This window comes from Streptomyces malaysiensis subsp. samsunensis (assembly GCF_024519315.1).
Lineage (GTDB): Bacteria > Actinomycetota > Actinomycetes > Streptomycetales > Streptomycetaceae > Streptomyces > Streptomyces malaysiensis.
This window is the reverse complement of sequence record NZ_JANIIC010000047.1, coordinates 72170-95043: the sequence shown is the minus strand read 5'-3', so window position 1 is coordinate 95043 and position 22874 is coordinate 72170. Positions and strand designations below refer to the sequence as shown.

22 protein-coding genes and 1 tRNA gene are annotated in these 22874 nt (G+C 71.8%); 14 read left to right on the top strand and 9 right to left on the bottom strand.

The genetic code is table 11. The annotated features are described in order from the left end of the window. Positions 1-35 precede the first annotated feature (35 nt). Genes NQU54_RS32965 through NQU54_RS49835 form a run of 3 tightly spaced genes read right to left on the bottom strand, consistent with a single transcriptional unit; the run spans position 36 to position 1224 of the window. Complete coding sequence (locus NQU54_RS32965; RefSeq protein WP_257634209.1) at positions 36-929, bottom strand: IS3 family transposase; 894 nt, start codon at positions 927-929, stop codon at positions 36-38. Beyond that, entirely contained in the window at positions 926-1117 is a 192-nt protein-coding gene (locus NQU54_RS32960) for a hypothetical protein (RefSeq protein WP_257634208.1), read from the bottom strand. Before NQU54_RS32960 ends, NQU54_RS32965 begins: the two co-directional genes overlap by 4 nt. After that, positions 1114-1224, bottom strand: coding sequence for a transposase (locus NQU54_RS49835; RefSeq protein WP_078505316.1), 111 nt, complete (start codon positions 1222-1224; stop codon positions 1114-1116). Before NQU54_RS49835 ends, NQU54_RS32960 begins: the two co-directional genes overlap by 4 nt. 39 nt (positions 1225-1263) lie before the next feature. Here NQU54_RS49835 and NQU54_RS32950 point away from each other — a divergent pair, with 39 nt between their 5' ends. Continuing rightward, positions 1264-1950, top strand: a complete 687-nt coding sequence (locus NQU54_RS32950) for a recombinase family protein (RefSeq protein WP_257634207.1) — start codon at positions 1264-1266, stop codon at positions 1948-1950. Between the two features lie 48 nt (positions 1951-1998). After that, complete coding sequence (locus NQU54_RS32945) at positions 1999-2307, top strand: hypothetical protein (protein WP_257634206.1); 309 nt, start codon at positions 1999-2001, stop codon at positions 2305-2307. On the opposite strand, the gene NQU54_RS32940 is transcribed toward NQU54_RS32945, so the two are convergent. After that, positions 2272-2356: transfer RNA gene (locus NQU54_RS32940), tRNA-Leu, on the bottom strand. The two genes, NQU54_RS32945 and NQU54_RS32940, sit on opposite strands and share 36 nt — an antisense overlap. Before the next feature lie 233 nt (positions 2357-2589). Between NQU54_RS32940 and NQU54_RS32935 the strand changes: the two genes are divergently transcribed. Together NQU54_RS32935 and NQU54_RS32930 are read left to right on the top strand one after the other, a co-directional pair. Then, positions 2590-3927 (top strand): M20/M25/M40 family metallo-hydrolase, encoded by a 1338-nt coding sequence (locus NQU54_RS32935; protein WP_069869001.1) that lies wholly within the window; start codon positions 2590-2592, stop codon positions 3925-3927. 327 nt (positions 3928-4254) lie between these two features. Then, the gene (locus NQU54_RS32930; protein WP_257634205.1) at positions 4255-5139 is read left to right on the top strand and encodes a chaplin family protein; all 885 of its coding nucleotides are present in this window, start codon (positions 4255-4257) and stop codon (positions 5137-5139) included. Positions 5140-5341: 202 nt separating this feature from the next. Here the strand turns inward: NQU54_RS32930 and NQU54_RS32925 are convergent, their stop codons facing one another. Further along, complete coding sequence (locus NQU54_RS32925; protein WP_014059547.1) at positions 5342-5530, bottom strand: DUF5703 family protein; 189 nt, start codon at positions 5528-5530, stop codon at positions 5342-5344. A gap of 47 nt (positions 5531-5577) precedes the next feature. Here NQU54_RS32925 and NQU54_RS32920 point away from each other — a divergent pair, with 47 nt between their 5' ends. Next, the gene (locus tag NQU54_RS32920) at positions 5578-6252 is read left to right on the top strand and encodes a hypothetical protein (RefSeq protein ID WP_079257036.1); all 675 of its coding nucleotides are present in this window, start codon (positions 5578-5580) and stop codon (positions 6250-6252) included. A gap of 680 nt (positions 6253-6932) precedes the next feature. Here the strand turns inward: NQU54_RS32920 and NQU54_RS32915 are convergent. Both NQU54_RS32915 and NQU54_RS32910 read right to left on the bottom strand, forming a co-directional pair. Further along, entirely contained in the window at positions 6933-9206 is a 2274-nt protein-coding gene (locus NQU54_RS32915; protein ID WP_306279312.1) for a helix-hairpin-helix domain-containing protein, read from the bottom strand. Positions 9207-9538: 332 nt separating this feature from the next. Beyond that, a complete protein-coding gene (locus NQU54_RS32910) occupies positions 9539-10519 on the bottom strand; it encodes an aldo/keto reductase (protein WP_167500902.1) in 981 nt (326 codons plus the stop codon). A gap of 127 nt (positions 10520-10646) precedes the next feature. Between NQU54_RS32910 and NQU54_RS32905 the strand changes: the two genes are divergently transcribed. Then, positions 10647-11696, top strand: a complete 1050-nt coding sequence (locus NQU54_RS32905) for an LLM class F420-dependent oxidoreductase (RefSeq protein ID WP_069869006.1) — start codon at positions 10647-10649, stop codon at positions 11694-11696. 447 nt (positions 11697-12143) lie between these two features. Then, positions 12144-12950 (top strand): ferritin-like domain-containing protein, encoded by an 807-nt coding sequence (locus NQU54_RS32900; protein WP_079260374.1) that lies wholly within the window; start codon positions 12144-12146, stop codon positions 12948-12950. 48 nt (positions 12951-12998) lie between these two features. On the opposite strand, the gene corA is transcribed toward NQU54_RS32900, so the two are convergent. Continuing rightward, entirely contained in the window at positions 12999-13991 is a 993-nt protein-coding gene (gene corA / locus NQU54_RS32895; protein ID WP_257634203.1) for a magnesium/cobalt transporter CorA, read from the bottom strand. 98 nt (positions 13992-14089) lie between these two features. Between corA and NQU54_RS32890 the strand changes: the two genes are divergently transcribed. The 4 genes from NQU54_RS32890 (at position 14090) to mshC (ending at position 18015) form a co-directional block, all read left to right on the top strand. Then, positions 14090-14785 (top strand): histidine phosphatase family protein, encoded by a 696-nt coding sequence (locus NQU54_RS32890; protein WP_257634202.1) that lies wholly within the window; start codon positions 14090-14092, stop codon positions 14783-14785. A 123-nt stretch (positions 14786-14908) separates the two neighbouring features. Beyond that, complete coding sequence (locus tag NQU54_RS32885; RefSeq protein ID WP_069869009.1) at positions 14909-15499, top strand: DUF3090 domain-containing protein; 591 nt, start codon at positions 14909-14911, stop codon at positions 15497-15499. Positions 15500-15741: 242 nt separating this feature from the next. Further along, positions 15742-16590, top strand: a complete 849-nt coding sequence (locus NQU54_RS32880) for an SCO1664 family protein (protein ID WP_257634201.1) — start codon at positions 15742-15744, stop codon at positions 16588-16590. 195 nt (positions 16591-16785) lie between these two features. Then, entirely contained in the window at positions 16786-18015 is a 1230-nt protein-coding gene (gene mshC / locus NQU54_RS32875; protein ID WP_257634200.1) for a cysteine--1-D-myo-inosityl 2-amino-2-deoxy-alpha-D-glucopyranoside ligase, read from the top strand. A gap of 117 nt (positions 18016-18132) precedes the next feature. Here the strand turns inward: mshC and NQU54_RS32870 are convergent, their stop codons facing one another. Continuing rightward, positions 18133-19281, bottom strand: coding sequence for a PAC2 family protein (locus tag NQU54_RS32870; protein WP_257634199.1), 1149 nt, complete (start codon positions 19279-19281; stop codon positions 18133-18135). Between the two features lie 218 nt (positions 19282-19499). Here NQU54_RS32870 and NQU54_RS32865 point away from each other — a divergent pair, with 218 nt between their 5' ends. The 3 genes from NQU54_RS32865 to NQU54_RS32855 all read left to right on the top strand — a co-directional run bounded on the left by NQU54_RS32865 (position 19500) and on the right by NQU54_RS32855 (position 22873). Then, positions 19500-20942, top strand: coding sequence for an enolase C-terminal domain-like protein (locus NQU54_RS32865; protein WP_257634198.1), 1443 nt, complete (start codon positions 19500-19502; stop codon positions 20940-20942). Beyond that, positions 20939-21715, top strand: a complete 777-nt coding sequence (locus NQU54_RS32860; RefSeq protein ID WP_257634197.1) for an SDR family NAD(P)-dependent oxidoreductase — start codon at positions 20939-20941, stop codon at positions 21713-21715. Before NQU54_RS32865 ends, NQU54_RS32860 begins: the two co-directional genes overlap by 4 nt. A gap of 123 nt (positions 21716-21838) precedes the next feature. After that, positions 21839-22873, top strand: coding sequence for a sugar ABC transporter substrate-binding protein (locus NQU54_RS32855; protein WP_257634196.1), 1035 nt, complete (start codon positions 21839-21841; stop codon positions 22871-22873). Position 22874: the final 1 nt, after the last annotated feature.

The window sequence follows — 22874 nt, the reverse complement described above, 5'->3', positions numbered from 1 at the left end:
TTGGAAGTTTCCCCGTGATCCTGGACACTCTTCTTCTACGCTGCGAGTGCTTGGTCGTTCCGGAGCCGCTGGTGTGTCTCGCGGGGCGTGATGTACCCGAAGACAGGGTGTTTCCGCAGGCGGCGCCGGTTATAGAAGGTCTCGATGAAGGTGAAGACCTCGGCGCGGGCGGTGGCCCGGTCGGGCCGGACCCGGGTGCCGATCTCCTCCTTGAGCACGGCCCAGAAGCTCTCGGCCGCCGCGTTGTCATAGCAAGACCCGGTTCGGCCGGTGCTCTGCCGGAGCCCCAACGACCGTATCTCTGCCCGGAATTCAGCTGAGGTGTATTCGCTTCCGCGGTCGCTGTGCAGGATGCAGCCGGCTTCCAGGCCGCTGCGGCCGTGGGCCATCCTCAGCGCGTCGACCACCAGCTCGGCGCGGTGGTGGTCAGCCATCGCGTAGCCGATGACCTCGCGGGTGGCCAGGTCCAGCCAGCAGGCGGGATACAGCCAGCCCTCCTGGGTTGGCAGGTACGTGATGTCGCCGACGAGCCGGGTACCGGGCCGGGCGGCGGTGAAGTCACGGCCGATCAGGTCCGGGGCCGGCCGTGCCTGCTTGCCGGGACGGGTCAGCGAACGGCGTCTTCGACGTGTGACGCCGGCGATCCCACGTTCGCGCATCACCCGCTCCACCCGCTTGCGGTTGACCGCACGGCCCAGCCGCCGCAGCTCGGCGTGCACGCGCGGAACACCGTAGGCACCTTTCGAGGCCAGGTGGATCACGATGATCTCGTGGGCAAGCGCGTCATCCGCCCGAGCCCGGGCCTGCCTGGCCTCCTCCGCCTCCAGCCAGGCGTAGAACGAGGAGCGGACCACGCCCAGGACACGGCACAGCAGGGCCACCGGGTGGACGGCCTTCTCCGCAGCGATGAACCGGTAGACCTCGCTCACCGGTCGCTGTCCCTGGCGAAGAAGGCCGCCGCTTTTTTCAAGATCTCGATCGTCTTCCGCTGCTCGGCGTTCTGCCGGCGCAGCCGTGTGAGCTCTTCACGCTCGGCGCTGGTCAGCTCGCCCGGCCCGCCCTCACCGCGGTCGATCCGGTCACGCTTGACCCAGCCGCGCAGGCTCTCCGGGCTCACCCCAGATCCCGCGCGACCTCCGTGATCGTCTTGCTGGAGGAGCGGGCCAACGCGATCGCGTCCCGCTTGAACTCCTCCGAATACCGCTTCGAGTACTGACTACCCACCTGGCACTACTTCCTCTGGAACCTCGTCCCAGTCTCCAGGTGTCCACGATCAAGGGGAAGCTTCACAACATCCCCTGCCCCTCAGCTCACGACCGCGCTCGCAATCCGCACCGCGACGGCCGCGCCTGGTCCAAGAACGCCGTCCGCGCCATCCTCACCAACCCCCGCTACACCGGCCACGAGGTGTGGAACAAACAACGCAAGCAGGAAGTCCTCCTCGACATCGACGATGTCACCCTGGGTCACCGCACCCAACAGACCTGGAACGCCCCCCAGCAGTGGGTCTGGTCCGCCAAGCCCGTCCACGAACCCCTGATCAGCAAGACCACCTTCACCCGCGCTCAAGCCCGGAGACACGACCGCCGCCAGCACCACCCCGCAGAACGCAGCCCCCGCACCACACCACGCGCCTACGCCCTGCGCGGACTCATCCGCTGTTCCCTGTGCGACGGCAAGATGCAGGGCACCTTCAACCACGGCCACCCCCACTACCGCTGCCGCTACCCGTACGAATACGCCAAGAGCAGCCCCCTCGACCACCCGCTCACCGTCTACATCCGGGAAGCCGTCATTCTCCCGGAACTCGACCGGTGGATCGCTCAGACCTTTGCCCCCGGACAGCTGAAGAGCACGCTGCAGGCCATGCAGCGATCCCAGCAGACAGCAGCCACCCCCTTGCCCGGTCTCGAGGCCGCCCGCCGCACCATCACCGACTGCGACCGGTGACTGAACCAATACCGCGCGGCACTCGACGCCGGAGCCAACCCCACAACCGTGGCCGGCTGGATCAGTCAGGCCGAGGCCGACAAAGCCGCCGTGCAAGAACAGCTCATCGCCGCCGGCGCAGCCCGGCCCACCGTCCTCACCGACGAACAGATCCACGGCATGATCAAAGACCTCGGTGATCTCACCGACCGGCTTCTCACCGCCCCCACCGACCGCAAAGCCCCTCTCTACCAGGCTTTCGGCCTCACGCTCACCTACAACATGAAGAAGCGGGTCGTGACCGTTGAGTCACAACCCGCTTCATCCGTGTACGTAAGATCGTGTCCGAGGGGGGACTTGAACCCCCACGCCCGATAAAGGGCACTAGCACCTCAAGCTAGCGCGTCTGCCATTCCGCCACCCGGACCAGGTGTTTGTCGGCCGGCCCGTGGCCCTTCCGACATGGAAAACCATAGCAAACATCGGGACGTGCTCGATCACGGCCGATCGCGCCCCGGGCGGCCGGGACCGTGTGACGGGGGCATGACGGCGGTATTGCCGCCTTGGGCTGGGCGGGCGAGCGGAGGAGTATGGGCGGGTGACCCCTGTCGTGGGCCCGTACCTGGGCGTTCCGCGGCAGCGCAACAACGAGGAGGCATCGTGAGTGAGTCGCTTTCGGGCGCGACGACGACCGGAACGGTCAGGGGCGAGGACGAGGTGGTCGACCTCTGCCGTGACCTGATCCGGATCGACACCAGTAACTATGGCGACCACTCCGGCCCCGGTGAGCGCGCGGCCGCCGAGTACGTCGCCGAGAAGCTGGCCGAGGTGGGGCTCGAACCGAAGATCTTCGAGTCGCACAAGGGCAGGGCGTCGACCGTGGCACGCATCGAGGGGGAGGATCCGTCCCGCCCCGCGCTGCTCATCCACGGCCACACCGACGTCGTACCGGCCAATGCCGAGGACTGGACCCACCATCCCTTCTCCGGCGAGATCGCGGACGACTGCGTCTGGGGCCGGGGTGCGGTGGACATGAAGGACATGGACGCGATGACGCTCGCGGTCGTACGGGACCGGCTGCGCAGCGGCCGCAAGCCCCCGCGCGACATCGTGCTGGCCTTCCTCGCCGACGAGGAGGCGGGCGGCGTCTACGGGGCCAGGCACCTGGTCGACAACCACCCCGGCCTCTTCGAGGGCGTGACGGAGGCGATCGGCGAGGTCGGCGGCTTCTCCTTCACCGTCAACGAGCAACTGCGGCTCTATCTGATCGAGACCGCGCAGAAGGGCATGCACTGGATGCGGCTCACGGTGGACGGCACCGCGGGGCACGGCTCGATGACCAACAACGACAACGCCATCACCGAGCTGAGCGAGGCGGTCGGGCGGCTCGGGCGCCACAAGTTCCCGGTGCGGGTCACCAAGACCGTACGGTCCTTCCTGGACGAGCTGTCCGATGCGCTCGGCACCCCGCTCGACCCGGAGAACATGGACGAGACGCTCGCCAAGCTGGGCGGCATCGCCAAGATCATCGGGGCCACGCTCCAGAACACCGCCGCGCCGACCATGCTCAACGCCGGCTACAAGGTCAATGTCATTCCGGGGCAGGCCACGGCGCATGTGGACGGGCGTTTCCTGCCCGGGTTGGAGGACGAGTTCCTGGCCGACCTCGACCGCATCCTCGGCCCCCGGGTCAAGCGGGAGGACGTGCACGCGGACAAGGCGCTGGAAACCAGCTTCGACGGGGCCCTGGTCGACGCCATGCAGTCGGCGCTGAAGGCCGAGGACCCGATCGCCCGCGCCGTGCCGTACTGCCTCTCGGGCGGTACGGACGCGAAGTCCTTCGACGACCTCGGCATCCGCTGCTTCGGCTTCGCGCCGCTGCGGCTGCCCCCCGAGCTGGACTTCGCCGGGATGTTCCACGGGGTCGACGAGCGGGTGCCGGTGGACGGGCTGAAGTTCGGAGTGCGGGTGCTGGACCGGTTCCTGGACGCCTGCTGAGGGCCGCCCGATCGGCCTAATCGATCACACATACCGACGGAACCAAAAAGGGTGAATGGTGTCGTAGCTTGATAGCTTGATTGCTCCCTCCTCGTTACATGGGGTGTGCGGCCCGTAACCGGGCCGCGATGCCGACAAGGGGGTGGTGCAGTGCCCCGCCTTCGGCAACTACCGCATCGATCACGTGACATCGGGTCACGGTCCACCGGGGTGTGATCCCGGGCGGTCTCGGAGTGTGCGCGCTCCGGGGCGCCCGGGGATGGGGGTGCGGGCGAGATCGCCCGCGCGCGCTCCGGCCGGGACGGAAGGCTAGGGGAGCAGAAAGTTATGCGACAGGTTGCGAAAAAGGGCCTGATCACCGTAGCCGCTGCGAGCGGCGTTCTCGCCGTGACCGGCGGTTATGCCCAGGCGGCGGGTTCGGGCGCCGACGGCGGTGCCATGTACTCGCCGGGCATCGTCTCGGGCAACAACATCCAGGCCCCGGTGCATGTGCCGGTGAACCTGTGCGGAAACACCGTGAGCGTCGTCGGCGTCCTCAACGGTGCCGGCGGTGGGCAGTGCGGCGGCGGCTCGGGCGACTCGTCCGGCGGCGGTGCGCAGTCCGGGGGCTCGCAGGCGCAGGGCGTCGCCAGTGGCTCGTCCGGGATCGGCTCCGGCAACAACATCCAGGCCCCGATCGGCGTTCCGGTCAATGTGTGCGGGAACAACATCAGCGCGGTCGGGTTCGGCAACAGCAGCGACGGCGGCGAGTGCGGCGAGACGGTTCCGGCCGTGCCGGAGAACCCGAGTGAGCCGGGTGAGCCGGGCAACCCGGGGGAGCCTGGGAACCCCGGTGAGCCGGGAGAGCCCGGGAACCCTGGTAACCCCGGTCAGCCGGGCAACCCGGGCAACCCGGGCAACCCCGGGAACCCCGGTGAGCCTGGGAATCCGGGCAACCCAGGGAACCCCGGCAACCCGGGTCAGCCCGGCAACCCCGGCAACCCCGGGGGTTCGAACCCCGGCGGTGGCTCGGACCAGCCCGGACACTCCTCGCCGGGGCACCAGGCCGAGCACACGGGGGTCCACGGTGTCGACCCGTCCGCGAACCTCGGCGGCAAGGAGCAGCTGGCGCAGACCGGCGCCGGCCCCGTCGCGCTGGCCATTCCGGCCGCCGCGGGCATGCTGCTTGCGGGCACCGTGCTCTACCGCAGGGCCCGCGCCGCGCAGCACTGATCGCGTACCGATCACGTACTGATCACGTCAAGCGCTGACATGCGCTGACAGGTGCCGTGCGGTGGTGGTCGCGCACCACACACCGCGCATCACACCTCACACGCCGCGCATCACACACCGGATCCCATACGCCGGGTGATGGTGGCGTCACTCTCGGCGGGTCCCGCGCCAAGCGGGGCCCGCTCCGTGTTGTCCCGGCCCGCTACCAGGTGGCCCGGAGCTGGCGGATGATCCGGCGCCGCAATCGCACTCTGCGGCTGCCGTCGGGGTTGAGTCTCAAGCGATCCAACTCCCAGTGTCCGTACTCGGCATGGTCGGTGAGCAGGCGGGTAGTGGCCTTGCGGGAAACGCCCCGCGGCACATACACATCACAGAATTCGTATTCCGGCATCGCATCTATTGTGCGGGAACTGCCCTGCTACGGATAGCGTCTGCACTATGTCTGATGCTGCGCAGCCATCCGCTGCCGAGGTACGTGCCGCCGCTGAAGCGGTGAAAGCCGCACTGGATCGTCACCTCGACGCTGTCGAACGCCGCTCGGGGGAAGGCGATCCGGCCGTCTACGCCGCGTTCAACGAACTGGCCGCGGCAGCCGAGGTCTACGACGAGCTGCTCTATGACGCCTACGACGAGGTGACGCCCTTCGAGATCCCTGGTGATGACCGCCTGCCCGCCTATGCCGGGCCGGAGGAGCCCAGCGCGCTGAGCGTGCTGATCCGCAGGGACTATGTCGTCGCCGAACCGCAGCGACTGCTCTCGCAGGCGCAGCGGATCGCCGACCTGGATCCGGACATCGACACGGGGAACGGCAGGGAAGGCGGCGGGGCGGCCGCCGGGGAGAGTGTGCACACCGCCCTGGGGGTGGTCTTCGGCGAGTTCGAGCCGGATGAGATCGCCTCTCGGCACAAGGAGTTCGGCCTGGAGGAGGGTGACTCCACGCTCTGGGTGGTGGCGGCCGAGGAGCCCCCGGAGCCGGGGGAGTGGCTCTCCGCCCCCTTCGATCAGGCGGATCCGCATATGGTCGTGTGCCGCTTCGACATGAGCTCGGTCTTCGACGAGGAACTCGAGGACGAAGACGAGGACGATCTGGAGGTCCTGGAACCGGGCAGCTGAACCCCGCGGCCCTGGGCTTCGGGGTTCCGGGCGGCTCTGGATCGCGCGGCTCCAGGGCACCCGGTCTTGGTGGCGCTCGGCCCGGGGTGTTGGCTCCGGGCCGTTCGGCCTCGGGCAGCTCGGCCTCGGGCAGCTTGGCCCTGGTTCGCCCGGGTCCGGGCTGTCTGGCCCCGGGTTGCTCGGCTTCGGATCGTTCGGCTCCGGGCCACGCGGTCCCGAATCGCCCGGCCCGAATCGTGCCAGCCCCGGACGACCGGCCTTGTAGCCGGGGGTCCGGGGGCGTGGCGTGTCAGGGGTCCCGGCGGCCCGCTCCGGGCTGGGGCGGGCCGACCGTTAGTCCGTGGGGGCTCGGCCCTGGTTCGCCCGGGTCCGGGCTGTCTGGCCCCGGGTTGCTCGGCTTCGGATCGTTCGGCTCCGGGCCGTTCGGTGCCGATTCGTCCGGTCCGGGTTGCTTGGCTCTGAGCCGCACGATCGCGGTGCTCGGTTCAGGGCGGCCGCCCGGTCGTGAACCGTCTGGCTTCGGATGGTCGGGCTCCGGGCCACGCGGTCCCGAATCGCCCGGCCAGAATTGCCGGCCCGAATCGTGCTGGCCCCGGACGATCGGCCTTGCAGTCGGGCGTCCGGGGCCGTGGCGTGTCAGGGGTCCCGGCGGCCCGCACCGGGCCGGGGCGGGCCGACCGTCAGTCCGTGGGGGCGGTCGGGGCCTGGGCCTGGAGCAGGGCGCGGAGGCGGGTGGTGCGGTCCTTGAACGGGATCTCCGCCACCGCCTTCGGCAGCGCCGACTCCGCGCCGTGCACCACCGACAGATGGCGCTCACCGCGGCCGAAGGCCGTGTAGACCCAGGCTCGGGTCAGCCCCGCGGTGGCGTCGCCCGGCAGCACCACCACGGCCGCGGGCCAGCGCGCTCCGGCCGCCTGGTGCGCGGTGAGGGCCCAGCCGTGCCGCACCAGCTCGCCGACCTCCGCGCGTTCCACCACGACGGGGGCGCCCGCGCAGTTCAGACGCAGCCCCTCGGCGTCCGCGGAGACCACGGTGCCGGGCACCGTACGGCCCGGGGCCGGGGAGTACGCCACGCGGTCGCCCGGGTCGAAGCCGCCGAACCGGCCGGGACCGGGGTTGAGGCGGTCCTTCAGCGCCGCGTTGAGCGCGCGGGTGCCGGCCGCGCCGCCGTGGCCAGGGGTGATCACCTGGGTCTGCTCAGCCGGGATGCCGATCGCACGGGGCACCGAGTCGGCGACGAGCTGCACGGTGCGGTGCACCGCCTCGCCCGCGTCCCGCACGGGCACGATCACGACCTCCTTGCCGGGCGCCTCCACCTGGTTGAGCTCGCCGATCCCGATCCCCGAGATCAACTCGCCGATGGGGCCCGGGTCGGGGGTGCGCGAGACGACCTGCGGGCAGCGGCGGGCCGCCACCAGATCCGCGAAGACCCGGCCGGGACCGGCCGACCACAGCACCCCGGGGTCCCCGCTCAGCACCAGCCGGGCGCCGTCCGGCAGCGACTCGACGAGCATCGCGGCCGTTTCCACATCGAGCTGCGGGGCGTCCAGCACGGCGAGCAGATCGAGCGCCAGCGTCCCCTCCTCGTCGCGCCCGGGGCCCTCGGCGTCGGCCAGCAGCCCGGCGACGGTGACGGCCGCCGAGGCGGTGTCCGGGTCGGCGGCCGTGCCGGTGTCCGGGTCGGAGTCGGGGGCGGTGCTACGGCCGCCGCTCGCGGCCTCGCTCAGTGAGGCCGCCAGCCGCCGTCTGCCGTCCTCGCTGTGCGCGGCCACGTAGGCCCGCAGGCCCATGGCGCGGGCCGCGGCGACCAGCGCCACCGGCTCGGCCCGCGCCGCCTCGCCACCGCTGTGGGCGACCAGCCCGTGGGCCGCGGCGGTACGGATGAGCTCCGCGGCGGAGGCGGTCGGCGCGGCGGCGGCCGCGCTCTCCCACCCGGGCGCGCCGGGGTCGCCCGCGGGCGCCTCGCCGTCCGCCGCGCCGCCCTGTGGCGAGGCGAAGGTGCTCGCCAGCCGGGCGAGGCCGTCGGCCAGGCTCTCCTCGGCCAGGGCATAGCGGTCCAGCCCCAGCAGCACCCGCACCGGCTGCTCGGCGTCCTCGTCCTCGGCCGCGCGGGGACGGGCCCCCGGCGCGGCGTCGAGCGCGTCCTGGAAGACCAGCACCGCGCCCTCCGCGATGGCGGTGCGCAGTGCCTCGTCCGGGTCCGGCACGGACACCTTGGCGAGCGCCTCGCGCAGCGCGGACGACTCCAGCGCGGTGTGCCCCTCGAGGGCGGCGCGCTCCAGCAGCCAGCCGGTGAGCGCCAGCGCGCGGCGCTCGTCGCCGGGCTCGCAGTCCGGGCCGAGGAGGGCGCGGGCGAATCCGTCCGCCTGGTCGGGGCGTACGCCGGGCACGGCCAGCAGCTGCCAGGGGTCCTCGCGCAGCGCCTCGGCGGCGCGCTCCCCGAGGACTTCGGCGACCCGCCCGGCCAGGGTCTCGGGCGCTCCGCCCGCCGCGAGCACCTGCCGGACGTCGCCGCTGCCGGGGATCTCGCCCCCCGGCCCGGGCGCCGGACGGGCCGACGGCGGGCGCACGGGAGCGGGTGCGGAGGCGGGCGCCGCCGCACGGGCCCGCTCGCGCGCGGGGGCCGCGGGCGCCGCAGGACGCGGTGCCGGGGCGTCGTTGAAGAACGACGCCGCCGACCGCTCACCGCTCTCCACGGCCCGCACGGCCGCGGCCAACGCCTCGGCCGCCGCCGACCGCCGCCCCTGCCCACCCTGAACGCCGCGGGGGCCCGCCTCGGCGGGGGCTTGGGCGTCGCCCGGCTCACCTGGTGCGGCAGGTGCGGAACCACCGGGGCCCATGCCGGTGCCCGCCTCGGCCGGGCGCTCTTCCGCGTCTCCGGCGCCGCCCGGATCCACCCCTGGGCCGCCGGATGTGTCGCCGTGCCCGGCTGACGGGGCCTGCGCACCCGTCATGGGGCCGTCGGCCTCGGCCGTGGAGGACTGGTCGCTGTGGTCTCCGCCGGCGGCGAGTCCCACGGCCCCGTCCCGCTCGGCGGCCACCGCCCCCGTATCGTCGCGGTCCGCCCCCGCGGGGGCACCCCCCGCGCCCGGCTCGCCGTCCGGGGCGCGCTCCGGGTCCACAACGGCTCCGGTGCGGTCAGGGTCCGCCCCGGCGGCGGGCTCGCCGGGGCCGCCCGGCTCCGGGGCTCCGGGCTCACCCGGTGCCGCCGGCTCCGCCGACGCTTCGGGCTTCGGGTCGGCCTCCTCGGGCGCCGATGCGGCCTCGCCGGCGAGGCGGTCGGTAGTCACAGCGTGCTCCAGTCCTGATCGGGATAGCGGTGCACGGGCGCCGACACATCGTCGAGCGCCTGGCAGATCTCGTCCGGAAGACTAAGGCTCTCTGCCGACAACGCCGCCCTCAGCTGCTGTGCGTTGCGCGCGCCGACGATCGGGGCGGTGACGCCCGGCCGGTCGCGGACCCAGGCCAGGGCCACGTTGAGCGCGGTGGTCGCCAGGCCGTCGGCGGCTATGGCGACCGCCTCGACGATCCGGCTCGCCTCCTCGTCCAGATACGGCGCGACGAAGGCCGCGAGCTCGGAGGCACCGCGCGAGTCGGCGGGCGTCGTATGGCGGTACTTGCCGGTGAGCACACCGCGGCCCAGCGGCGAGGACGGCAGCAGCCCGACGCCCAGATCGAGGGCGGCGGGCAGCACCTCGCGCTCCACCCCGCGCTGGAGCAGCGAATACTCCATCTGGGTGCTGGCCAGCCGGGTGTGCGCACCCGAGGAGGCCAGCTGCCAGGTGGCGGCCTTCGCCAGCTGCCAGCCGCTGAAGTTGGACACCCCCACATAGCGGGCCCGTCCGCTGCTCACCGCGATGTCGAGCGCCTGCAAGGTCTCCTCGAGCGGGGTGAACGGATCGAAGGCGTGCACCTGCCACAGGTCGACATAGTCCGTGCCCAGCCGCTCCAGCGAGGCGTCCAGCGCGGCCAGCAGATGGCCGCGCGAGGTGTCGAAGCGGCGGTCGGGGTCGGGCACGCTGCCGGCCTTCGTGGCGATCTGGAGATCGCGCCGCGGCAGCAGCCCTTCCAGCAACTGCCCCAGGAGGTATTCGGCGCCGCCGTCCGCGTACACATCCGCGGTGTCGACAAGTGTCCCTCCCGCTTCCCAGAACGCCTTGATCTGATCCGCGGCGTCGTGTTCGTCAGTGTCCCGCCCCCAGGTGAGTGTGCCGAGCCCGAGCCGGGAGACGCGCAGGCCCGTGCGGCCGAGGTGCCTTAGCTCCATGAACGTCGAGATTACTGGCCGGATTGCGCCGCGTGGGTGCCTGTGGATAACCCACCCCTGACGCATCCCGGCGATGCGCGCTAGAGTCCCCTGAACAGCGACGTTACTGATCAGTAAGGGGTGCGGTATGAGGCTCGGCATCAACCTCGGCTATTGGGGCGCCGGAATGGACGCGGACAACCTCGCGGTCGCCCGCGAGGCCGACCGACTCGGCTATGCCGTCTGCTGGGCTGCCGAAGCCTACGGTTCGGACGCCGCCACGGTGCTCGCGTGGGTCGCCGCGCAGACCGAGCGCATCGACGTCGGCTCCGCGATCTTCCAGATCCCGGCCCGCACCCCCGCCATGACGGCGATGACCGCAGCCACCCTCGACACCCTCTCCGGCGGTCGCTTCCGCCTCGGGCTCGGCGTCTCCGGGCCCCAGGTGTCCGAGGGCTGGTACGGGGTGCGGTTCGACAAGCCGCTCGCCCGCACCCGCGAGTACGTGGAGATCATCCGCAAGGCGATGTCGCGCGAGCGGCTGAGCCACGAGGGCCAGAACTGGACGCTGCCGCTGCCCGACGGCCCCGGCAAGCCCCTCAAGCTCACCGTGCACCCGGTCCGGGAGTACATCCCGCTCTACATCGCGGCCATCGGCCCGAAGAACCTGGAGCAGACCGGCGAGATCGCCGACGGCGCCCTGGTCCTGTTCTACGCGCCCGAGCACGCCGAGGCGACCACCCTCGGCTCGCTGCGCGCGGGCCGGGCGAAGGTGGGCAAGGACCTCGAGGGCTTCGACGTGGTGCCCACCGTCCCGATGGCCCTCGGCGACGACGTCCGCGCCCTCGCCGACCAGTTCCGCCCGTACACCGCGCTCTACGTGGGCGGTATGGGCAGCGCCAAGCAGAACTTCTACAACAAGCTCGCGCAGCGCCTGGGGTACGAGAAGGAGGCCGCCGAGATCCAGGAGAAGTACCTCTCCGGGGACAAGGAGGGTGCCGCCGCGGCCGTCCCGCACGACCTGATCGACTCCACCGCGCTGCTCGGCCCCGTCGAGCGCATCGCCGACCGTATGCAGGCGTACGCGGAGGCCGGGGTCACCACCCTGTCGCTCACGCCCTCGGGGTTCACGCTGGAGGAGCGGCTCGCGGGGCTGCGGGCGGGCGTCGAGGCCCTGGAGCGGGCGGGGCTCGCGTAAGGGCTCGCGCAAGCGCCGCGACGAGTGCCGGGCCACAAACGCCGCGACGAGGGCCGGGGGCGCCCCGCTCGCGTCAGGACCGGCCGGGGCACCCCGCTCGCGTCAGGGGCGCGAGGGACGCCCCCAGCACCCGCGAGGCCGCGACGAAGCCACACAGAGCCGTCTCGAGGGCCCCTGGGCAGTCGGCTCGGCGCCGGGCGGGAAGTACTGCGGCCGTGGTGGGGGCTCGGGGGTCTTCCCCGCCACGGCCGTCACCCTGCACAACGCCCACGCCGCCCAGGAGTTACGCGGATGTGGCACCCGCGGGATCGCCCGTTCGGCCGAGCCGGGCGCCCCAGCTGTTGCCGCCGCCCCCGACGGGCCGTTGACTTGTGTTGCGCGACCCCTGCGCGGATGTCGGCACGGAAGCGCACGGCGGCGCCCGACAAGCGTACGGAGGTGGCGGCGATGCTCTCGGCGAAAAGCGTGTTCCAGGAGATCCTCGACAACGACGAGTCGTTCCGGCTCTTCTGCTCCGTCGCGGCCAGCGGGGAGGCCCAGGGAGGCTGGGAGAACGGCCGGATCGCCGCCCTCGTGCCCGAGAGCCGCCGCGACCTCGCGCCCAAGATCGCCCGCCATGGCACCGACGAGGACAAGCACGGCCGGATCTTCAACGCCCTGCTCCGCAAGCGCGGTCTGGAGCCCATGGAGGTGCCGCGCGAGACCGACTACACGATGCTCCTGGAGGCGCGCGGCATCGGCCTCGCCCACGACAAGCTGCGCCGCGACGAGCCGCTCACCGACCACGACATCGTGATCTACCTCGCCCACAGCCGGGTCACCGAACAGCGCGCCGCCGCCCAGATGACGATGTTGTGCAGATACTTCGGCGACCACCCCGACCTCGGCCGCGCGGTGCGCATGATCGCCGACGACGAGGACAACCACCTCGCCTACTGCCATGAGGAGCTGCTGCGCATGGCCGCCGCCGGGTACGGCCGGACCATCCAGCGGACCCTGCGGGAGAGCGCGCTCGTCGAGATGGGGGTCTACCGGGACGTCAGCCTGGCCGTGATGGCCCGGATGGGACGCGTTCTCGGCTGGTCCAGGGCGAAGTCCGCGCCGCTCGCGGCCGGGATCCGCGCCCTGTACGCGTACGAGCGGCTGGGCGGCTGGCGGCGCATGGTGTCACTGCGGATGCCCGAGCGGCGGAACGCGCTGGGCGGGCCCGCGCAGAGCGCCTCCGGTGCGCCCGAGGCGCCCGAGTTGGTCTGAGCGCCGGCAAACGCCCCCGGGCGCGCGCGGACCGGCGCCGACGCCCCCTCAGAGCCAGCCGCGCCGCTTGAAATAGCGGTACAGCAGGGCGATCACACCGCCCATGAGCACGATCACACCCGGATATCCCCAGGGCTGCTCGAGCTCGGGCATATGCGTGAAGTTCATGCCGTAGATCCCGGCGATCATCGTCGGCACCGCGGCCATGGCCGCCCACGCCGAGATCTTCCGCATGTCGTCGTTCTGTCGCACGCCCATCTGCGCGAGATGGGCGGAGAGGATGTCCGACAGCAGCCGGTCCAGCCCCTCCACATGCTCGTTCACCCGGGTCAGATGGTCGCTGACATCGCGGAAGAACGGCCGGGAGCCCTCGTGCACGAATGGCACCCCGGCGCCGGTGAGCCGCTCCATCGGCTCCGCCAACGGCCCGGCAGAGCGGCGGAATTCCATCACCTCGCGCTTGAAGGCGTAGATTCGCCCGGCGGTGTTCTGCCCTCCGCCCGAGTTGGAGGCGAAGACCTCGGTCTCCAGGACCTCCAGGTCCCCGTGCAGATCGTCGGCCACGTCCAGGTAGTGGTCCACGACCGCGTCGGAGACCGCGTACATCACCGCCGTCGGACCGTGCTGGAGCACCTCGGGCATCTTCTCCAGCCGGTCGCGCACCGAGCCGAGCGGATTGGCCTCGCCGTGCCTCACGGTCACCACGAAGGAGTCACCGACGAAGACCATCAGCTCACCCGTTGTGACGGTGCCGGCCTTGTCGTCGTACTGGACCGGCTTGAGCACCAGGAACAGCGAGTCGTCGTAGACCTCCAGCTTCGGCCTCTGGTGGGCGCCCAGGGCGTCCTCCACGGCCAGCGGATGCAGTCCGAACTCGCTGGTGACCAGCTCGAACTCCTTCTCGGTCGGCTCATGCAGCCCGATCCACAAGAAGGCGTCCCCTCTCGCGCGCGCCTCGTCGAGGGCGTCGGAGAAGTCGGCGGGTCCCTCGGTACGGCACCCGTCCCGGTAGATGGCACAGTCCACGATCACGCTGCGCATTGTGCCTCGCGCGATGCCGGTACGCACAGGGGGGCCGTGGTCCGGGATCGGGGCGCAGCACCGCTGAGCGGCGCCGGAGGGGTCGTAGGGTGGCAGGCATGCCCATGCTGATCCTCGTACGGCACGGCCGGTCCACCGCCAACACCGCGGGCGTCCTCGCGGGCTGGACACCCGGTGTCGCCCTTGATGAGCGCGGCACGGCCCAGGCCACCGCGCTGCCCGACAGGCTGGCCCGGCTGCCCCTCGCCGCCGCCGTCACCAGTCCGCTCCAGCGATGCCGGGAGACGCTGGCCCCGCTGCTCGCCGCCCGCCCCGAGCTGCCGCTGCACCCCGACGACCGGATCGGGGAGTGCCACTACGGCGACTGGTCGGGCCGAAAGCTGGCCGAGCTGGCCGATGAACCGCTGATGAACATCGTTCAGCAGCATCCGTCCGCCGCCGCGTTCCCCGGCGGCGAGTCCCTGCGCGGGATGAACGCGCGCGCGGTCGAGGCGGTGCGCGACTGGAACGCCCGGATCGAGCGGGAGCACGGCGCCGACGCGGCCTATCTGATGTGCTCCCACGGGGACATCATCAAGGCGCTGGTCGCGGACGCCCTCGGACTCCATCTCGATCTCTTCCAGCGGATCTCGGTCGAGCCCTGCTCGATCACCGCGATCCGGTACACCCCGACCCGGCCCTTCCTCGTCCGGCTCGGGGACACCGGTGACTTCGCGGGGCTGGCGCCGCGCGAGGAGACCACCGGAGACCGCGGCGGGGACGCGGCGGTGGGCGGCGACGCGGGAGCACCGTGATCGCCGTGCGCAGTAGGGTGGTGCCGCGGTGCCAGGGCGCCGTGACAGCCGTGACCGGGCGGTCGTGACACCCAGCGGTCAGCAGTCAGTCAGCCGAGTAGTCGAACCAAATGGAGCAGGACGTTGTCCCGTCAGGTGTTCCTCTATGACCCGCCGGACCGTTTCGTCGCCGGTACGGTCGGGCTGCCTGGTCGCCGCACCTTTTTCCTTCAGGCGTCCGCCGGCAGCCGGACCACCAGTGTCGCGCTGGAGAAGACGCAGGTCGCCGCGTTGGCCGAGCGGATAGACGAGCTGCTGGACGAGGTGGTGCGGCGTACCGGCGGAAACGCCCCGGTCCCCGCGGTCGCACCGACCGAACTCAGCGACACCGCACCGCTGGAAGCCCCCGTGGAGGAGGAGTTCCGGGTCGGTACCATGGCGCTCGCCTGGGACGGCGAGGAGCAGCGGATGATCGTCGAGGCGCAGGCGCTGGTCGAGCTGGAGGCAGAGTCCGAGGAGGACCTGGCCGAGGCCGAGGAGCGGCTGCTCCAGGACGATGTGAACGGCCCGCCCATGCTGCGGGTGCGGCTCACCGGCACACAGGCGCGCGCGTTCGCCAAGCGCGCCCTGGAGGTCGTCAACGCCGGCCGTCCGCCCTGCCCGCTGTGCAGTCTGCCGCTCGACCCGGAGGGACACGTATGTCCGCGCCAGAACGGATACCGCAGGGGAGCGTGACCCCGCCCTCCCGTCTCCCACCACCACCCTCAACGGAGGCTTCGCGCTCCTTGACCTCCCGTCTCCCACCACCACCCTCAACGGAGGCTTCGCGCTCCTTGACCTCCCGTCTCCCACCGCCACCCTCAACGGAGGCTTCGCGCTCCTTGACCTCCCGTCTCCCACCGCCACCCTCAACGGAGGCTTCGCGCTCCTTGACCTCCCGTCTCCCACCACCACCCTCAACGGAGGCTTCGCGCCTCGTGGCCCCGTCCGAGCTGCTGGCCCTCGGTGAGCTGACGGTGCGCGGCCGGGTCCGGGAGGCGTCCAACGCGGTGCTGTACTGCACGGTCGAGTACGAGGGCCACAGCGCCCCCTGTGTCTACAAGCCGGTGGCCGGGGAGCGGCCGCTGTGGGACTTCCCGGACGGCACGCTCGCCCAGCGCGAGGTCGCGGCGTACGAGATCTCCGAGGCCACCGGCTGGGGCCTGGTGCCGCCCACCGTGCTGCGCGACGGGCCGTACGGGCAGGGGATGTGCCAGCTCTGGATCGAGGTCGAGGTGACCACCGGCGCGGCGGACGGGGACGCCGACGGGGCGGACGGCGACGGGTCCGGCGAGACCGGGGGAGGGGAGCTGCTCGCGCTCGTCGAGGGCGATGAACCGGGCCCCGGCTGGAAGGCGGTGGGCTACGCCGAGGTGGGCGAGGGGCGGACGGCGCTGCTGGTCCACGCCGACGACGTACGGCTGCGCCGGCTGGCCGTCCTCGACGCGGTGATCAACAACGGCGACCGCAAGGGCGGCCATCTGCTGCCCGCGGCCGGTGGCCGGCTCTATGCGATTGATCACGGAGTGACCTTCAACGCCGACGACAAGCTGCGCACCCTGCTGTGGGGCTGGGCCGGGGATCCGCTGCCGGACGATGTGCTGGAGGTGCTGCGCGGGTTGGCGGACCAGCTGGCCGGCGGCGGCCCGCTGAGCGCCCGGCTGGCGAAGCTGATCACCGAGGCCGAGATCGAGGCCCTGCGGGCCCGTGTCGCCACGCTGTTGCGGACCGGGACCCACCCCGAGCCCAGCGGCCAGTGGCCCGCCATCCCCTGGCCGCCGGTCTGAGCGGATGACCTCCGGCCCGAGTCGACCGGCTCGCTCCGGGTCCGGGCGGGGCTCCCGACGCGTCCCCACCCGGGGTCCGTGGCAGGCGATTGGGGCAGCTCAAGCAGGTTCTGGGCGCTTGCGCAAGACCGCCCATCCGGCCAACACCACTGGTCCGGTTCGTATACGGACGCTGCATCCGGTTACGCTCATTGCATGTATGCCTGGCCCGCTTCTGAGGTTCCCGCCCTGCCCGGCAGTGGCCGCGACCTGAGCATTCACGACACAGCGACCGGGGGACGGATCACCCTGACCCCCGGTCCCGTCGCGCGCATCTACGTCTGCGGGATCACCCCGTACGACGCGACCCACATGGGTCATGCGGCGACCTACAACGCGTTCGACCTCGTTCAGCGCGTATGGCTCGACACCAAGCGCCAGGTGCACTACGTCCAGAACGTCACCGATGTCGACGATCCCCTGCTGGAGCGGGCCCAGGAGAACGGCGACGACTGGACGGCCCTGGCCGAGCGCGAGACCGCCCTCTTCCGCGAGGACATGACGGCCCTGCGGATGCTGCCCCCGCGCCACTACATCGGCGCCGTCGAGGCGATACCGGGGATCGTGCCGCTCGTGGAGCGGCTGCGCGACCTGGGCGCCGCCTATGAACTCGAAGGCGACGTCTACTTCTCCGTGGAGTCCGACCCCTCCTTCGGCTCGGTCAGCCGGCTGGACGCGGAGGCCATGCGGCTGCTGTCCGCCGAGCGCGGCGGCGACCCGGAGCGCCCCGGCAAGAAGAACCCCCTCGACCCCATGCTGTGGATGGCCGCCCGTGCCGGCGAGCCGAGTTGGGACGGCGGATCGCTCGGCTCCGGCCGCCCCGGCTGGCACATCGAATGCGTGGCCATCGCCCTCGACCACCTCGGCATGGGCTTCGATGTGCAGGGCGGCGGATCCGATCTCGCCTTCCCGCACCATGAGATGGGCGCCTCGCACGCCCAGGTCCTCACCGGTGAGCGGCCGTTCGCCAAGACGTATGTGCACGCCGGGATGGTGGCGCTGGACGGCGAGAAGATGTCGAAGTCCAAGGGCAACCTGGTCTTCGTCTCGGCGCTGCGCCACGACGGTGTGGACCCGGCGGCCATACGGCTCGCGCTGCTGGCCCATCACTACCGCTCGGACTGGGAGTGGACGGACGAGGTGCTGCGCGAGGCCGATGAGCGCCTCGGCCGCTGGCGTGCCGCCGTCTCACGGCCGGACGGGCTCCCGGCCGACGCGCTGGTGGAGGAGATCCGTGAGGCGCTCGCGGACGACCTGGACTCCCCGGCGGCCCTGGCCGCCGTCGACCGCTGGGCCGCCGCGCAGACGGCCACCGGCGGTACGGACGAGGGGGCGCCCGGACTGGTCTCGCGCGCCGTGGACGCGCTGCTGGGCGTGGCCCTCTGACGCGTCGTCGGGCCGTGGCACCGCGGCGGTGAACGCATGAGCCCGCGCCGGGGACCTCCCGGCGCGGGCTCCGCGCTGTTCACCCGTGTGCCCAGGGCCGGGCGGGGCGGTCGTGGCCTACCGGCCGGAGCCGGACCCCTCGTCCCCGTCGCCGCCCCGGTCCGTGCCGCCGTCTTCGCGGTGGGAGGCGTCCTGGCCCTCGCCGTCCTGGGTGTCGTCAGGACCCTTGGTCTCGTCCTCGGCGCCGCCGGTGTCCTCGGCGTCGTCCTTGGCCATCTCGTCCCTGGGGGACGGCTTGCGCGGCCGCCCGTGGCCGGTGGAGGGGTCCCGCAGATAGGGGGCGCCCGGGCCGCCCGACGTGCCGCCCTCCCGGCCTTCCGCGAGGCCGCCGCTCTCGGTGGCGTGGCCGCCGGGGCCGGGCTGGCCGTCGCGCCGCCGCAGATAGCGCTCGAACTCGCGGGCGATGGCCTCGCCCGACGCCTCGGGCAGCTCGGCGGTGTCCCGCGCCTCCTCCAGTGACTGGACGTACTCGGCGACCTCGCTGTCCTCCGCGGCCAGCTGGTCCACGCCCAGCTGCCAGGCCCGGGAGTCCTCGGTCAGCTCACCGAGGGGGATGCGCACCCCGATGAGGTCCTCGAGGCGGTTGAGCAGGGCCAGGGTGGCCTTCGGGTTCGGCGGCTGCGAGACGTAGTGCGGCACGGCCGCCCACAGGCTCACCGCCGGGACTCCGGCGTGGGCACACGCCTCCTGGAGGACCCCGACGATTCCGGTCGGGCCCTCGTAGCGGGTCTCCTCCAGATCGAGGCTGCGGGCCAGGTCCGGGTCGGAGGTGACGCCGCTGACCGGCACCGGCCGGGTGTGCGGGGTGTCGCCGAGCAGTGCGCCGAGGATGACGACCATCTCCACGCCCAACTCATGGGCGTAGCCGAGGATCTCGTTGCAGAACGACCGCCAGCGCATGCTCGGCTCGATACCGCGCACCAGCACCAGGTCCCGGGACTGCTCCCCGGTGTCGGCCCGGACCACCGAGAGCCGGGTCGTCGGCCAGGTGATCTTGCGTACACCGCCCTCGAGCGCCACGGTGGGCCGGTTCACCTGGAAGTCGTAGTAGTCCTCCGCGTCGAGCGAGGCGAAGACCTCGCCCTTCCACTCCCGGTCCAGGTGCCCGACCGCGGTCGAGGCGGCGTCTCCGGCGTCGTTCCAGCCCTCGAAGGCACAGATCATGACCGGGTCGATCAGCTCGGGAACCCCCTCAAGCTCGATCACCCAGCGCCTCCTTCCGACTGGGGCGGACGGATCGGTGCCGCCTCCAGATGCAGTTCCCATTGCGTGCCTCCCAAGCCTACGGCTTTCCGTGCCCCCGGCCGCAGCCCCTGTCCAGGAGCACTAAGAGATTCATCCGATCTGTCCTCCGAAAGTTCCGCCACGCCTCTGGACGCAGCCCTTAGGGCAGCGCTATACATCGGATCATCGCGAAAGGTCCGATGTTCTCTCTCGCGCATCGTTCCAGGGAGCCCCCATTGAGTCAGCGTCCATCCGTCACCGAGCTCGAGGTCCACGACATCCGGTTTCCCACCTCGGAGCAGCTCGACGGCTCGGACGCCATGAACCCGGACCCCGACTACTCCGCCGCCTATGTCGTGCTGCGCACGGACGCGGGGGAGGGGCCGGCGGCGGAGGGGCACGGCTTCGTCTTCACCATCGGCCGCGGCAACGATGTCACCGCGGCCGCCATCCGCTCCCTCCTGCCCCATGTGGTGGGCCGCCCCGCGCCCCTGACGGCCGCCGATCTCGCCGCCCTGCACCGCGAGCTGACCCATGACTCGCAGCTGCGCTGGCTCGGGCCGGAGAAGGGTGTCATGCATATGGCGGCGGGCGCGGTGGTCAACGCCGCCTGGGACCTCGCCGCCCGGCAGGCCGGCAAGCCCCTGTGGCAGTTCCTCGCCGATATGTCGCCCGAGGAACTGGTCGAGCTGGTCGACTTCCGCTACCTCAGCGACGCGCTCACCCGCGACGAGGCGCTCGCCATCCTGCGCGCCGCGGAGCCCGGCCGCGCCGAGCGTGCCGCGCTGCTGCGCGAGCGAGGCTACCCCGCCTACACCACCTCGCCCGGCTGGCTCGGCTACTCCGACGAGAAAATGATCAAGCTGGCCCAGGAGGCCGTGGCCGGGGGCTTCGGCCAGATCAAGCTCAAGGTCGGCGGCGATCTCGACGAGGACCTCAGACGGATGCGGCTCGCGCGCGAGGCGGTCGGCCCCGATGTGCGCATCGCCGTGGACGCCAACCAACGCTGGGACGTGGCGGAGGCGGTGCGCTGGATGAGCGCCCTGGCGCCGTACGATCCGCACTGGATCGAGGAGCCCACCAGCCCGGACGACATCCTCGCCCACGCCGCCATCCGTGCCGGGCAGCCGGTCAAGGTCGCCACCGGCGAGCACGTGGCCAACCGCGTGGTCTTCAAGCAGCTGCTCCAGGCCGAGGCGGTCGACTTCGTCCAGATCGACGCGGCGCGGGTCGCCGGGGTCAACGAGAACCTCGCGATCCTGCTGCTCGCCGCCAAGTACGGACTTCCGGTGTGCCCGCACGCGGGCGGCGTCGGGCTGTGCGAACTCGTCCAGCACCTGGCCATGTTCGACTTCGTGGCCGTCTCGGGCAGCTGGGAGGACCGGGTCATCGAGTATGTCGACCACCTCCACGAGCACTTCGCCGATCCCGTGGTCATCGAGTCGGGCCGCTATCGGGCACCGACCGCGCCGGGCTTCTCCGCCCGTATGTACCCAGAGTCGATCGCCGCCTACCGCTATCCGGACGGGCCCGAATGGCGGGCCCGTATCGCACGGCCCGTACCGGCACCGTCCGCATCCGCACCGTCCGCATCCGCACCGGCACCGTTCACACCGGCTCAGACTCAGGAGGACCACCAGTGACCACCGGCGACTTCGAAGGGCTGGCCGCGCTCGTCACCGGCGGCGCCTCCGGTATCGGCGCCGCCATCGCCACCACGCTGCGCGACCGGGGCGCGCGGGTGGCCGTGCTCGACCGCGATCCGTCGGGCGCCCCGGACGGCACACTGCCGCTCAAGGCCGATGTCACCTCCGACGAGGCGATCAGGGGTGCGGTGGCCGCGGCCGTGGCCGAGTTCGGCGCCCTGCACACCGTCGTCGGCAACGCGGGCATCGGCGCGATCGGCAGCGTCGAGGACAACTCCGACGAGGAGTGGCACCGGCTGCTGGACATCAATGTGCTGGGCCTGGTGCGCACCGCGCGGGCCGCGCTGCCCCATCTGCGCGCCGCCGCGGCCGACCGGCCCGGCGCCGTCTCCATCACCCACACCTGCTCGATCGCCGCCACCGCGGGACTGCCGCAGCGGGCCGCCTACAGCGCCAGCAAGGGCGCGGTGCTGTCGCTGACCCTCGCCATGGCCGCGGACCACATCCGCGAGGGGGTGCGCGTCAACTGCGTCAACCCCGGCACCGTGGACACCCCGTGGGTCGGCCGGCTGCTCGACCAGGCGCCCGATCCGGCGGCCGAGCGCGCCGCCCTGGAGGTCCGTCAGCCCACCGGACGGCTGGTCTCCGCCGACGAGGTGGCCGCCGCCGTCGCCTACCTCGCGAGCCCCGCCGCCGCGGCCGTCACCGGCACCGCGCTGGCCGTCGACGGAGGGATGCAGGGGCTGCGGCCGCGCCCCGCCTCCTCCTGAGGCGACCGCCCCGGGCAGCCGTCCGGGACGACCGACCGGCACCACCCGCCGGGACAACCGCCACCGCCCGAGACCGGCACCACCCGCACGACTCGACCGACGAATGACCAAGGACGGGACTCGATGACGAGACTCCGCACCACCGGCACCGCCGCCTGCGCCGTGCTGCTGGCCGTCGCAGCGCTCACCGGCTGCAACCGTGAGAGCAATGGCGCCGGCGGCGGCAAGGTCGGCATCGACATGCCGCGGACGGACACCGACTTCTGGAACTCCTACCAGCAGTACCTGGAGAAGGGCATCGACAAGGGCACGGTCTCCGCGCTGCCGCTGTCCAACTCGCAGAACGACATCTCCAAACTGGTCGCCAACGTCCAGGCGTTCACCGACCAGGGCGCCAAGGCGGTCGTGATGGCACCCCAGGACACCGGCGCCATCTCCTCCACCCTGGAACAGCTGGCGGAGAAGAAGATCCCCGTGGTGAGCGTGGACACCCGGCCCGACTCCGGCAAGGTCTACATGGTGGTACGGGCCGACAACCGGGCCTACGGCACCAAGGCGTGCGAGTACCTCGGCGAGAAGCTCGGCGGCAAGGGCCGGGTCGCCGAGCTCCAGGGCGACCTCAGCTCCATCAACGGCCGGGACCGCTCGCAGGCGTTCGCCTCCTGCATGAAGAAGAAGTACCCCGGCATCAAGGTGCATGAGCTGCCCACCGACTGGAAGGGCGATGTCGCCTCCGCCAAGTTGCAGAGCCTGCTGGCCCAGCACAAGGACGTGAACGGCATCTACATGCAGGCGGGCGGCGTCTTCCTCCAGCCCACGCTCGCCCTGCTGGAGCAGAAGCGGCTGCTGAAGCCCGCCGGTTCGGACAAGCACATCACGATCATCTCCAACGACGGGATACCCGAGGAGCTGGACGCGATCCGCTCCGGGAAGATCGACGCCACGCTCTCCCAGCCCGCCGACCTCTACGCCCAGTGGGCCCTGAACTACGCCAAGGCCGCTCTGGACGGCAAGACGTTCAAACCCGGCCCCACCGATCACGGCTCCACCATCGTCAAGATCGAGAACGGCCTGGAGGACCAGCTCCCGGCGCCGCTGGTCACCAAGGAGAACGTCGACGACAAGAAGCTGTGGGCCAACCAGCTCGAGAAGAAGTGAC

Coding starts and splice junctions, on each gene's coding strand:
- NQU54_RS32930 (WP_257634205.1), top strand. CDS start 4,255: ATGCGACAGGTTGCGAAAAAGGGCCTGATCACCGTAGCCGCTGCGAGC.
- NQU54_RS32925 (WP_014059547.1), bottom strand. CDS start 5,530: ATGCCGGAATACGAATTCTGTGATGTGTATGTGCCGCGGGGCGTTTCC.
- NQU54_RS32920 (WP_079257036.1), top strand. CDS start 5,578: ATGTCTGATGCTGCGCAGCCATCCGCTGCCGAGGTACGTGCCGCCGCT.
- NQU54_RS32915 (WP_306279312.1), bottom strand. CDS start 9,206: ATGACGGGTGCGCAGGCCCCGTCAGCCGGGCACGGCGACACATCCGGC.
- NQU54_RS32910 (WP_167500902.1), bottom strand. CDS start 10,519: ATGGAGCTAAGGCACCTCGGCCGCACGGGCCTGCGCGTCTCCCGGCTC.
- NQU54_RS32905 (WP_069869006.1), top strand. CDS start 10,647: ATGAGGCTCGGCATCAACCTCGGCTATTGGGGCGCCGGAATGGACGCG.
- NQU54_RS32900 (WP_079260374.1), top strand. CDS start 12,144: ATGCTCTCGGCGAAAAGCGTGTTCCAGGAGATCCTCGACAACGACGAG.
- corA (WP_257634203.1), bottom strand. CDS start 13,991: ATGCGCAGCGTGATCGTGGACTGTGCCATCTACCGGGACGGGTGCCGT.
- NQU54_RS32890 (WP_257634202.1), top strand. CDS start 14,090: ATGCCCATGCTGATCCTCGTACGGCACGGCCGGTCCACCGCCAACACC.
- mshC (WP_257634200.1), top strand. CDS start 16,786: ATGTATGCCTGGCCCGCTTCTGAGGTTCCCGCCCTGCCCGGCAGTGGC.
- NQU54_RS32865 (WP_257634198.1), top strand. CDS start 19,500: ATGTTCTCTCTCGCGCATCGTTCCAGGGAGCCCCCATTGAGTCAGCGT.
- NQU54_RS32855 (WP_257634196.1), top strand. CDS start 21,839: ATGACGAGACTCCGCACCACCGGCACCGCCGCCTGCGCCGTGCTGCTG.